General features: G+C 68.7%; 2 protein-coding genes. Both read left to right on the top strand.

Annotated elements, in window-relative coordinates; all coding sequences use genetic code 11:
• Positions 1 to 5: 5 nt before the first annotated feature.
• Complete coding sequence (locus AC1PMG_RS10280; RefSeq protein ID WP_481111538.1) at positions 6 to 12,881, top strand: amino acid adenylation domain-containing protein; 12,876 nt, start codon at positions 6 to 8, stop codon at positions 12,879 to 12,881.
• A complete protein-coding gene (locus tag AC1PMG_RS10285; RefSeq protein ID WP_481111539.1) occupies positions 12,878 to 13,924 on the top strand; it encodes a TauD/TfdA family dioxygenase in 1,047 nt (348 codons plus the stop codon). The genes AC1PMG_RS10280 and AC1PMG_RS10285 overlap by 4 nt, the downstream gene beginning before the upstream one ends.
• Positions 13,925 to 13,950: the final 26 nt, after the last annotated feature.

Raw genomic sequence — 13,950 nt, forward strand, 5'->3', positions numbered from 1 at the left:
TGCACATGCCATCCGAACACCGACTCATTGGTATAATGGCCGATCCGGGCCTGCAGCTGTTGACCGGCATGATGGGCATTCTCAGGTCCGGGCGTGCGTTCGTGCCGATCGACGCGAAGTTTCCGGTTGATCGCATCGGCGTGATCGTGCGCGACTGCGGACTGGAAGTGCTGGTGACGCAGGGCAAATGGCTGGAGCTGGCCCGGCAGGTGGCCGAGGCGTGCCCATCGCTCAAGCACGTTGTCTGCCTCGACCGGATCGAGGGCGGAACGGAGAACCAAGCCGGCGGTGTCCTTGTCCACGATGTGCGCGGCTATCTGAGTGGGCCGGCACCCGAGGCGGCCCGGCGCGACCGGGCGACCCCGCAGGGCCTGGTCTACGTCATCTACACCTCCGGCTCGACCGGCGCGCCCAAGGGGGTGCCGATCAGCAACGAGAACCTGATTCCGATCCTGCTGTGGAGCCGCGAGTATTTCGGTCTCGGCGAACATACGCGGGTGCTGCAGAACCTTTCGTATTGCTTCGACTTCGGGGTATTCGAGCTGCTGACCACGATGCTGTTCGGAGGAACGCTGTACTTCACCGACCGGCGGGAGGTCTCGGGCGTCGGGTTCTACGGCGATTTCATCAGGCGCAACCGCATCGACACCGTCCATACCACCCCCTCGTACTTCCGGGACGTGCTGGCGCTGGACGGGGGACTCGAAACGCTGGGCACCGTGCATCTGGGCGGCGAGCCGCTGAGCCGCAGCGCGGTCGAGCAGATCTATCGCGCGGTGCGCGAGGACTGCGCGGTCTACAACGGGTACGGACCGACCGAGGCTTCGGTCAACGCCACCATCTTCTGCCTGAAGACGAAGCATCAACTGGAGCGCCTGAAGGCCGGAACGGTGCCGATCGGGCGGCCGACGGCGGATAACCGCGTCTTCGTGCTCGACATGGACATGCACCCCGTCGCCGAGGGAGTGCCGGGTGAGTTGTATATCGGCGGCCCGGGCGTGGCGCGCGGCTATCTGTCCCGCCCGTCGCTTACCGCGACGCGGTTCCTGCCGGACCCGCTGTCGGCGCAGCCGGGCGCGCGGCTGTACCGGACCGGCGATCTGGTCCGCTTCGTCGACGACGGCGACATCGAGTTCCTGGGGCGTATGGACGAGCAGGTCAAGCTGCGCGGCTTCCGCATCGAACTGGGCGAGCTGGAGGCGGCGCTGCTGACCCATCCGGACGTGGCCGATGCGGCCGCGGTTGTCGCCGACGCCGATGCGGGCAAGCGCCTGGTGGCATTCGTGGTACTGAAACCGCAGGCGGCCGCGGACTCCGACGCGCGGTTGCGTACCTATCTGCGCGAGCGTTTGCCCGAGTACATGGTGCCGGCGTTGATCGTGCCGCAGCCGCGACTGCCGCTCAATCCGAACGGGAAGGCAGACCGGCGCCTCCTACTGCGGCTGGCGGCCGACGCGGCGCCGGCCAGGAGCGCAACGGCGGCGACGCAGGCGCGCAGTCCCGCCGAAGAGCTGGTGGCGGCGGCGTGGGCGGAAGTGCTGGGGGTCGACGCCATCGGCGCGGAGGACAACTTTTTCGAGCTCGGCGGTCACTCGCTGCTGGCCACCCAGGTGATCAGCCGCTTGCGCCATTCCTTCGGAAGCGATCTGCCGCTGTACCTGCTGTTCGAACGACCGACGCTGGCCGATTTCGCCCGGCACCTGGAGAGCGCCAGCTGGAGCGGCGCCGCTGCGCAGGTGCCCGCGATCGTGCAAGCGCCGAGGGACGCCGACCTGCCGCTCTCGTTTCCACAGGAACGCCTGTGGTTCTTGAACCGGCTCGAGCCCGGAAGCACCGCGTACCTGATCACCCGTGCGATCCGGATCGAGGGCTCCCTCGACCACGCGGTGCTGGAACAGACGTTCGCCGAACTGGTGCGCCGGCACGAGATTCTGCGCACCACCTTCCCGATGGTCGACGGCCGGCCGCTCCAGCGCATCCATCCGCCCTATGAGTTCCGCATTCCGGTGATCGACCTGAGCGGCGTCGAGGAGGACGGCGCGCGCCGCGAGGAGGTCGAGCGGCTGATCCTGTACGAAGGCCAGCGCCCGTTCGACCTGGAACGCCTGCCGCTGCTGCGCGTGAATGTCGTCCGCTTGAGCGACGACAAGCATGTCGTGATCCTCAACGAGCATCACCTGATCCATGACGGCTGGGCGCAGGGCGTCCTGGTTCGCGAGTTCCTCGCGCTGTACCGCGCCTTCGCCGACGGCGAGCCGTCGCCGTTGCCGCCGCTGCGCTTGCAGTTCGCCGATTTCGCCCATTGGCAGCGCAGCTGGATGCAGTCCGAGCAACTGCAGCGGCAGTTGCGTTATTGGCAAGAGCAGCTGAAGGGCGCGGATGGCGGCTTGAATCTGCTCACCGACCGGCCGCGGCGCTCCGTCGCCATCCCGCGCGGCGACCAGTACGAGTTCGCGATCCCGGCGGAACTGTCGGCGCAGTTGCGCGACTTCAGCCGCCGCGAGGGCGTCACCCTGTTCATGACCATGCTCGCCGGCTTCAATGCGCTGCTGCACCACTACACCGGCCAGGTGGACATCAGCCTGGGCTCGGGCATCGCCAACCGGCGGTCGCAGGAATTCGAAGACCTGCTGGGAATGATGGTCAACACGGTGGTGCTGCGCACCGACCTGAGCGGCGCCCCGTCGTTCCGTGAGTTGCTCGAGCGCGTGCGCAAGGTCTGCCTCGGCGCCTATTCGCACCAGGACGTACCCTTCGACAAGGTGGTCGAGGTATTGCGCCCGCAGCGCAACCGCGGCCATTCGCCGCTGTTCCAGGCCATGTTCGCGTTCATGGACGCGCCTACCCGCGAACTGTCGTTGCCCAATCTGTCGCTGAGCGTGATCGAAACCCACAACCGCTCGGCGAAGTTCGATTTCACCGTCATCGTGCTGCCGCACGTGGAGCAACTGGCCGGTCAGCCTGGGCAGCGGGCACCGGTCGAGATTTCGGTCCAGTTCGAATACAACGCCGAGATTTTCGACGCATCCACGGTCGTGCGGATGTGCGAACGCTACCTGCGGATTCTGCGGGCGGTGGTGTCGGATCCCGAACTCCGGCTCGGTGAACTGCCGCTGATGGACGATGGCGAGCGGCAGCGGACCCTGCACGGACACAATCCGGAGCGGGCACCGTTGGCCGACCCGGAACTGTGCGCGCACCAGCTTGTCGAGCGCCAGGCGCTGCTGGATCCGGATGCTGTGGCGGCGTGCGACGAACATCAGGCGCTGAGCTACGCGCAACTCAACAGCCGTGCGAACCGCCTGGCGCATCACCTGATCCGGCTGGGCATCGTCGCCGAGGATAAAGTCGCGATCTGCCTGCCGCGCAGCATCGAGTCGCTGGTCGCCGCGCTGGCCTGCTTCAAGGCCGGCGCCGTCTATGTCGCGCTCGATCCGGCGTCTCCGCGGCAACGTCTGCAGGACATGGTCGAGGACTCGGGTGCGCGGATCGTGCTGACCATGGCAGCGCTGGCCGAGCGGTTCGATGCTGCGCGAATCCGCGTCATCGGGCTGGACGCCGATTGGCCGCAAATCCAGCAGCACAGCGAGCGCGATCCCGAGATCACGGTGGTCCCGTCGCAACTGGCCTACGTGATCTACACCTCGGGATCGTCCGGCGTGCCGAAGGGCGTGGCGGTGGAACACCGCGGGCTGATGAATCTGATCGACTGGCATCGCCGTGCGTATGCGCTGACGCCAATGGACCGGGCGACGATGCTGGCCGGGCCGGGATTCGACGCCTCGTTCTGGGAGGTCTGGCCGTATCTGGCCGCCGGCGCCAGCGTGCACATCCCCGGCGACGAGGAGCGCAATTCGCCCGCGCGGCTGCTGCGCTGGCTGACCGCGCAGAAAGCGACGCTCTGCTTCCTGCCCACGCCGCTGGCGGTGGCGGTGTTGAACGAGCCATGGCCGGAGGCGATCGCGCTTCGCGCCTTGCTGACCGGTGGCGACAAGCTGCTGTGCCGGCCGCCGGCAGGGCGCGCGACGCAGTTGTTCAACCACTATGGACCGACCGAATACAGCGTCGTCGCCACCGGTTGCGAAGTGACGCCGCAGGGCGAGCCGGAGGTGCCGCCGATCGGCCGGCCGATCGCCAACACCCGGATCTATGTGTTGGACGCGCGGATGCAACCGGTGCCACAGGGACTGCCCGGCGAACTGTGCATCGCGGGGGCGGGCCTGGCGCGCGGCTATTTGGCGCGTCCGGCGTTGACCGCGGAGCGTTTCGCTCCCGATCCGTTCTCCACCGAAGCCGGGGCGCGGCTTTACCGCAGCGGCGACCTGGTGCGCCTGCGCGAAGACGGCCAAATCGAATTCCTGGGCCGCTTCGATCGCCAGGTGAAGCTGCGCGGCTTCCGCATCGAACTCGAAGAGATCGAGGCGGCGGCGGTCGCGCACCCCGCGCTGCGCGATGTGGCGGTCATCGTGCGCGAGGACGGCCCTGGCGGCGCCTGCCTGGTCGCCTACGTCGTGCCGAGGCAGAGCCATGCGCTCTCGTCGGCGGATCTGCGCGCCCACCTCAAGCAACGGCTGCCGCACTACATGGTGCCTGCCGCGCTGGTCATGCTCGACAGCCTTCCGCTATCGCCGAACGGCAAGGTCGACCGCCGCGCGTTGCCGCCGCCGGTCTGGAGCGGCGGCGAGGGTTCGCCCGACAGCAGCCCGCGCACTCCGGTCGAGGAAGCCGTCGCGGGCATCTGGAGCGCCGTCCTGGGCGTGGCGCGGGTCGGCCGGCACGATGACTTCTTCGCACTTGGCGGACATTCGCTGATCGCCATTCGCGTGGCGATGCGCATCAACCAGACGTTCGGCGTCGAACTGCCGCTGCGCGACCTTTTCGAGGCGCCGACGGTGGCGGAACTGGCCGAGCGCATCGGCCACCTTGGCGGTGCCGACGCCGACCGCGAAACACAGCCGATCGCGCGGCTGCCGCGCGACCGGCCACTGCCGCTGTCGTTCGCCCAGCAGCGGCTCTGGTTCCTGGACCAACTGGAACCGGGCAAAGTCAACTACAACATTCCGGTGGCGGTGCGCCTGAGCGGCCGGCTCGATGTGGAGGCGCTGGAGCGGAGCATCGGCGCGATCATAGAACGCCACGAAGTGCTGCGGTCCACCTTCGTCAGCGCCGCCGGGCAGCCGTTGCAGTCCGTCGCGCCGCCGGGCGAATGGCGCTTGCAGCGGCGCGAGCTGGACGAGGTGGAGCAATCGCGGCGCGAGGCCGAAGTCGTGCGCCTGGCGCAAGAGGAAGCGGCGCGTCCGTTCGACCTGTCGCGCGATCCGTTGCTGCGCGGCGTGCTGTGGCGGCTGTCCGACGACGAACACGCCCTGCTGTTGACCACGCACCACATCGTCTTCGACGGATGGTCGGCGGGGGTGCTGGTGCAGGAGCTGTCCAGTCTGTACTTGGCATTCTCGTGCGGCGAAGCGTCGCCGTTGCCCGGCTTGCCGGTGCAGTACGCGGACTTCGCCCACTGGCAGCGCGAGCGGCTCGGCGCCGATTGGTGCGCGCCGCATCTGGCCTATTGGCGGCAGCGGCTGCGCGGGCCGCTGCCGGTGTTGCAACTGCCCGCGGCAGGCCGGCGCGACACGGCAGCGCCGCCGCGCGCCGCGATCGAGCGGATCCGGTTTCCCAAGGCCGTGTACGCCGCGTTCCAGCGCTTCAACCGCGAACGCGGCGTGACCCCGTTCATGACCCTGCTCGCGGCGCTGCAGGCCCTCCTGCATCGCTACACCGGGCTCGACGACATCGTAATCGGCACGCCGATCGCCGGACGCACCCACATCGACGCCGAACCACTGATCGGGTTCTTCGCCAACACACTGGTATTGCGCGGGGATCTCTCGGGCGATCCAAGCTTCGCCGCGTTGCTCGAGCGCGCGCGCGACGCGACCCTCGAGGGGCACGCCCACGGCGAGATCCCGTTCGAGATGCTGGTGCAGGAATTGCAGCCCGAGCGCAACCTGGACCGCACGCCGCTGTTCCAGGTGATGCTGGTGGTGCAGGGCATGGCGCGCGCGACCGAGTTGCCCGGGCTGTCCGTGCGCCCGCTGCCGCTGCAGTCCGCGCAGGCCAAGTTCGACCTGACCCTTTCCCTCGGCGAGGACGGGGAGGGGATGGCCGGGCATTGGGAGTACGACGCCGCGCGCGTGGACGGTGCGGCGGTCGCGCGAATGGCCTCGCACCTCATCGCCCTGCTGGAGCGAGCCATCGCCGCACCGGACGCGCCGGTGTCCAGGCTCGATATGCTCTCCCCGCAGGAACTGCGGCGGGTGACGGTGGACTGGAACGACACCGCATCGGACTATCCGGACGCCTGTATCCATGAATTGTTCGCGGCGCAGGCGGTGCGCACGCCCGAGGCGATCGCGCTGATCGACGGCGAGCAGCGGCTGAGCTACCGCGAGTTGAATCAGCGCGCCAACCGGCTGGCACGGCAGCTGCGCGCACGCGGCGTGGGGCCGGAAACCATCGTCGGCGTCCTGCTGCAACGCACCGCGACGCTGGCGGTCGCGCTGCTTGGTGCGCTCAAGGCCGGCGCCGCGTACCTGCCGCTGGATCCGGAGTATCCGATGGCGCGGCTGGCGATGATGGTCGAGGACGCGAAACCGGAGGTGGTGCTGACCCAGAACAGCCTCTACGCGGTGAGCGAAGGACTGCACGCGGACGTGGTGTGCCTGGACGACGCCGGCTTTGCCGCGGCGACGCACGCCGACGACGATTTCGACAGCGGCGCGCGCGGCGGCAACCTGGCCTATGTCCTCTATACCTCCGGTTCGACCGGCCGGCCCAAGGGCGTGGCGGTCGAGCACCGCAGCGCGGCGGCGTTCATCCATTGGGCGCGGACGCGTTTCAGCCGCGAACAGCTGGCCGGGGTGCTGGCCTCCACCTCGATCTGCTTCGACCTGTCGGTGTTCGAATTGTTCGTGCCGCTGGCCAGCGGCGGCTGCGTGGTGCTGGCGCAGGACGCGCTGGCGCTGGCCACCCTGGCTGCGGCGGACGAAGTCACCCTGATCAATACGGTGCCGTCGGCGTTGACCGAACTGATCCGTCTGGGCGCGATCGGCGAGGGCGTGCGCGCGATCAATCTCGCCGGCGAACCGCTGCACAATGCGTTGGCGCAGCGCGCATACGCGCACCACGGCGTGCGCCAGGTGATGAATCTGTACGGGCCGTCGGAGGATACGACGTACTCGACCTGCGTGGTGGTCGAACGCGGCGCCACCGAGGCGCCAACGATCGGACGCCCGATCGCCAATACCAGGGCCTATATCCTGGACGCGGCGCTGCAGGCGGTGCCGCCGGGCGTCTGCGGCGAGTTGTACCTGGGGGGCGCAGGCCTCGCACGCGGCTATCTGCTGCGCCCGGCGTTGACCGCGGAACGTTTCGTGCCCGACCCGCTGTCGGGCGCGGCCGGCGCGCGGCTGTATCGGACCGGCGACCTGGCCCGTTTCCGCGAGGACGGCGAGATCGAATTCCTGGGCCGCTGCGATCGCCAGATCAAGTTGCGCGGGTTCCGTATCGAATTGCCGGAGATCGAGGCCGCGCTGAGCGCGCATCCGGCGGTCGCCGATGCCGCCGCCATCGTGCGCGACGATGCCGCCGGCGAAGCCGCGATCGTCGCGTGCTTCGTCGCGGCGGGAACGGTGCCGGCCGCCGCCGAACTGCGCGCCCATCTGAAGCGGGTGCTGCCGCATTACATGGTGCCCGCCGCGTTCGTCGCGCTCGACGCACTACCGCTTTCGCCGAACGGCAAGGTCGATCGCCAGGCGTTGTCCGCGCTCGCCGCGCCCGATATCGGAAGCGCGGCCGACGCCGTCGCGCCGCGCGACGCGGTCGAGCAGGCGGTGGCCGCCATCTGGGCCTCGCTGCTGGGCGTGGAGCGAGTCGGCGTGCACGACGATTTCTTCGACCTGGGCGGCCATTCCCTGGTCGCGACCCGGGTGGTTTCGCGCATCAACGAGACCTTCCACATCGAGCTGCCGCTGCGCTGCGCATTCGAGGCGCCGACGGTGGAGGAACTGGCCATGCGCATCCAGGCCCTGATCGGCTCCGGCGCTGGTCGGCATGCGCCGCCGATCGAGCGCCTGCCGCGCGGTACGCCGTTGCCGCTGTCCTTCTCCCAGCAGCGGCTATGGTTCCTGTCGCAGTTCGAAGGCGCCAGCCACGCCTATCGCATCGCCGGCGGCGTGCGGCTGAGCGGAACGCTCGACCGCGTGGCCTTGCGTGGCGCGCTGGATGCGGTCATGGCACGGCACGAGGCGTTGCGCACCACGTTCGCGCAATCGCAGGGCCAGCCGGTGCAGATCGTCGCCGCACTCGGCCGCGGCTTTCCTCTTCAAGAAACCGACCTACGACAGGAGGCCGATCCCCACGCCGCGCTGCAGGACTTCGCGCGCAGCGAGGCCGGCGTGCCGTTCGACCTGAAGCAGGGTCCGCTCGTCCGCGCCCGCCTGCTGCAACTGGCCGAGGACGACCACGCGCTGTTGCTGACCATGCATCACATCATTTCCGATGGTTGGTCGATGGGGGTGTTCGTCAATGACCTGGGCGCCTTCTATCAGGCGTTGCGCGACGGCGAGACGGCCGCGTTGCCCGAGTTGCCGATCCAGTACGCCGACTATGCCGCCTGGCAACGGCAATGGTTGAGTGGCGCAGTGCTGGAGCAACAGGCCGCGTACTGGAAGCAGGCGCTGTCGGCCGCGCCGGCCCTGCTGGAGCTGCCCACCGACCGGGCGCGGCCGGCCGAGCAGGACTATGCCGGCGATTCGGTCCGGGTCGATCTGGACCAGGCGCTGGCGGGCCGGCTCAGGGCATTGGCGCGGCGGCACGGGACGACGCTGTATGTCGCGTTGCTGGCTGGCTGGGCCGCGTTGCTGGCGCGGTTGTCGGGGCAGGACGATCTGGTCGTCGGCGCGCCGGTGGCCAACCGGACTCGCACCGAACTCGAACCGTTGATCGGTTTCTGCGCCAACACGGTGGCGCTGCGGTTGGATGTGAGCGGCGCGCCGACGGTGGCCGAACTGCTGCGCCGTGCCGCGGCCGCGACGCTGCAAGCGCAACAGCACCAGGACATTCCCTTCGAACAGGTGGTGGAAATCGTACAGCCCGCGCGCAGTTTGGCGCATGCGCCGATCTTCCAGGTGATGTTCGCCTGGCAGAACGCGCCGGAAGGCCGCACCGACCTGCCGGAACTGCGCATTGCGCCGATCGAGATGCCGCGTGTCTCCTCGATCTTCGATATGACGCTGTCGTTGCGCGATACCGGTACGTGCATCACCGGTGCCCTGGAGTACGCGACCGCGCTCTTCGATCAGCGGACGGTGGATCGCTACCTGGGCTACTGGCGAACGCTGCTGCAGGCGCTGGCCGAGGACGAGACGATGGCAGTCGGGCGCTTGCCGTTGCTGGCGCAGGCGCAGCGACGGCAGGTGCTGGAGCAGTGGAGCACCGGGCCGACCATGGCGGGCGACGCGCTGCCCGAGTGCGCCCATGCGGCGTTCGAACGGCAGGTGGCACGGTGCCCCGCGGCGGTCGCGCTGCGCCATCGGGACCGGCAGTTGAGCTATGCGCAACTGGACGTGCGGGCCAACCAGCTTGCGCATCACCTGCGCGGCTTGGGGGTGGTCCCCGATGCGGGCGTGGCGATCTGCATGGAGCGCGGCACGGAGACCATCGTCGCCTTGTTGGCCACGCTCAAGGCCGGCGGCGCCTGCATTCCGCTGGATGCGTCCTATCCCGCGGAGCGGCTGGCCTATGTGCTGGAGGACAGCGCGCCGACGGCGATTCTGATCCATGCGCAAACTCCGCCGGCGGTGCGTGCACTGCTCGAAGCCAGGCCCGCGGGCGCCGCCGTCGTGGACCTGGACGAGCAGCGCGAACGCTGGGCCGACGCGCCGGGCACGCCCCCGGATCGCGCAGCGATGGGCTTGAGCGCGCAGCACCTGGCCTATGTGATCTACACCTCCGGCTCGACCGGACGGCCGAAGGGCGTGGCGATGTCGCACGCCGCGCTGGTCAACCTGATTGGCTGGCAGACCGCGCAGGCCCACGACACGGCGCCCACGCGTTGCCTGCAGTTCGCGGCGCTCGGTTTCGATGTCGCGTTCCAGGAGATCTTTTCCACCCTGGCCGCGGGTGCGGAGATGGACCTGATCGACGACGCAGTGCGGCGCGATTTCCCGGAACTGCTGCGGCATGTGTGCGAACGCGGCATCGAGAGGCTGTTCCTGCCGTATGCGGCGCTGCAGGCGCTGGCCGAAGCGGCCTCCGCCGCGCTCGCCGATCTGCAGCTGAAGCTCAAAGAGGTCATCACGGCCGGCGAGCAGTTGCACATCACCCCGCAGATCGCCGCCTTCTTTGCCCGCGCCGATGGGTGCAGGCTGCACAATCACTACGGTCCGACCGAGACCCACGTCGCCACGATCTACGAGTTGCCGGCCGAGGTCGCCGGCTGGCCGAACCTGCCGCCGATCGGGCGTCCTGTCGCCAACAGCTCGGCCTACGTGCTCGACCGCGACGGCCAGCCCGTGCCTGCCGGGGTGGTCGGCGAGATCCATCTCGCCGGCAGGCAACTGGCGCGGGGCTATCGCAACAAGCCCGCGCAGACCGCAGAACGCTTCGTGCCCAATCCGTTCGGCGACGAACCGGGTGCGCGCCTGTACAGAACCGGCGACCTCGGCCGCTGGCGTTCCGATGGCCAGCTCGACTATCTCGGGCGCGCCGACCGCCAGATCAAGCTGCGCGGATTCCGTATCGAGCTGGAAGAAATCGAATCGGCGCTGCTGGCCCATCCGGACGTCGCCGACGCCGCGGTCGTGGTCGACGAGACCGTTTCGGCCGACCGCGGCAAGCGCCTGATCGGCTTCGTCGTGGCCCGCGACGGCGCCGGTTTCGACGAGGCGGGATTCGACCATGCGGCCGCGCCCGCCGCCCAGGAGTCTGGGGCCACCGGCGCACTGCGGCCATTCCTGCGCGCGCGCTTGCCGGATTACATGGTGCCGGCCGTCACCGTCCCGATCGCGGCGTTGCCGCTGACGCCGAACGGCAAGATCGATCGGACGCTGTTGGCGCGCTGGGCCGCGCAGGCCGGGCAGGCCGGGCAGGCGCGCGCTACTGCCAGCGCCGTGCCGGCGATGACCCCGATGGAGAAACTGGTGGCGGCGGCCTGGGAAGAGGTCCTCGGGCCCTGCGACATCGGACCCGGCGACAACTTCTTCGACCTGGGTGGTCATTCGCTCAGCGCCTCACGGATGATTTCCAGGTTGCGCGAGGTATTGCGGATTCAATTGCCGGTGAAGCGCGTCTTCCAGCACCCCACCGTCACCGAGTTGGCGGCGTGGCTGGAACGGCAGCAACGGTCCGACGCACAGCCCGTGCCGCCGCCGATCCGCAAGGCCCCGCGCGACGAGGACGTGCCGCTGTCCTTCGCGCAGCAGCGGCTGTGGATCGACCACCGGCTTGCGCCGGCGAGCGCGGCGTACAACATGCCGGCGGCGATGCGCATCCATGGGCCGCTGGACGCGGCCGCGTTCGCCAAGACCATCGGCATGCTGTTCCAGCGGCACGAGGTGTTGCGGACGGTCTTCGTGCTCAAGAACGATCGTCCCATCCAACGCGTCGGCGCGGTTCCGGATACCGCGTTCCAGATCGAAGACCTGTCCGACCTGCCGGCACCTGAGCAGGCACAGCGTGCGGAGGAATTGGCCGCGCGCGAGGCCACCGCGCCGTTCGATCTCTCCGCCGGCCCGCTGCTCCGGGTCAAATTGCTGCGACTGAGCGAGATCGAGCATGTGGCGCTGATGACCGCGCACCACATCGTCTGCGACGGCTGGTCGGTGGAACTGATGAAGCAGGAGATCGGGCAGCTCTATCAGGCCTTCGCCGGCGGCGAGCAACCGCGCTTGCCGGCGTTGCCGGTGCAGTACGCCGACTATGCCCGCTGGCAGCGCGAACAGATGCGCGGCGACTACGCGCAAGCGCTCCTGGACTATTGGCGGCGGACGTTGGGCGGCGCATCCGCAGCGCGCGAGTTGCCGACCGACCGGCCCAGGACCGCCGCCCCCGACCTTCGCGGCGACTACCGGCATTTCGCGCTGCCGCTCGATCTGGCGCGCGGCCTTCGCCAGTTGAGCCGGCAGGAAGGCGCGACCTTGTTCATGACGTTGCTGGCGGCATTCGACGTGCTGTTGGCCCGGTACACCCACGGCAGCGACATCGTGGTCGGCTCGGCCATCGCCGGGCGCGGCCCGATCGAGGTCGAGCGCTTGATCGGCTGTTTCGTCAACATGCTGGTGCTGCGCACGGACCTGTCGGGCGACCCGCGCTTCCGCGAACTGCTGGCGCGGGTCAAGGAAACCAGCCTGGGCGCCTATGCCCACCAGGACCTGCCTTTCGACCTGCTCGTGGACGAACTGAAGCCCGAGCGGCGTCCCGGACGGTCGCCGTTCTTCCAGGTCGCGTTCGGCTTGCAGAACCAGCACAAGCTCTCGATCGACGCGGCGGGGCTGCGGCTGTCCCCGTATCCGGTCAAGAGCGAGGCGGTACGCTATGACCTGACCGTGTGGGTCTACGAGGATGCGGACGCGCTGGAGGTCAAGTGGACCTACCGCAGCGACCTGTTCGATGCGCAGACCATCGAGCGGTTGCAGGCGCATTACGCCTCGCTGCTGCGCAGCGCCTTGGCCGATCCCGACGCCCGCATTTCGAGCCTGGAGATGCGGTCGGACGCCGAGCGCGAACGCATGGCGCCGGAGCAGTCGGGCGCACGCCAGGAACAACTTTCCAGGACCCGCAGAAAGCCGATCGCCGTGCCGGCGATCGGCCAGGAGAACCGGTCGTGAGCGAATCGCACAATCCGCCGCCGGCAGGCCAGCCGTTGTTCAATCGCAGGAAATCGATCCGGATCACGCAACAGGCGTTGGTCCAGACAGGATTCAACGCGGCCTGCGGAACGTGCCCACTTGTGGTGCAGCCGGTGGTGGATGCACTGAATCTCGCCGCCTGGGCGGACGGCAATGCCGGCTTCATCGACGAACGGCTCGACACGCATGGCGCGATCCTGTTCCGCGGCTTCCGGCTGGCGGAGGTGTCGGAGTTCGAGCGGTTCGTGAAAGTCACCAGCGGCGAGCCGATGACCTACAGCGAGCGCTCCTCGCCGCGCAGTCAGGTGCGCGGGGCCATCTACACCTCCACCGATCATCCGCCGGAGTACCCGATCTTCCTGCACAACGAGCAGTCGTACAACGTCACTTTCCCGACGCGCATCTTTTTCCATTGCCTGGTCGCCAGCGAGACCGGCGGGCAGACGCCGATCGCCGACACGCGGCGGGTGCTGCGGCGGATATCGGCGCGAACCCGCGAGCGTTTCGAGCGCAACGGTTACATGTACGTGCGCAATTTCGGCGATGGCCTGGGCTTGAGCTGGCAGACCGCGTTCCAGACCAGCGATCCCGCGGCAGTGGAGGCGTATTGCCGCGCCAACGACATCGAATACGAATGGAATGGCGAGCGGCGGCTCAGGACCTGGCAGATACGCCGGGTCACCGCCCGCCATCCGCGGACCGGCGAGACGGTGTGGTTCAACCACGCCACCTTTTTTCATGTCTCGACCCTGGACGCGCAGATCCAGGAGCGGCTGCGCGCCGAGTTCGGCGACGAGCGGCTGCCCAACCAGACCTATTACGGCGATGGCACGCCGATCGCGCCGGAGGTACTGCAGGAGTTGCGCGAAGCCTACCTGGCCGAGAAGACCAGTTTTCCCTGGCAGGAGGGCGACGTGCTGATGCTGGACAACATGCTGTGCGCGCACGGGCGCGAACCCTATAGCGGCGCGCGCAAGGTGGTGGTCGGCATGGCGCAGGCCAGCGATTGGTCGAACGTGTGATCGCCGAGACGAGGAACCGGGCATGA

The organism is Xanthomonas sp. NCPPB 2250 (assembly GCF_056725265.1).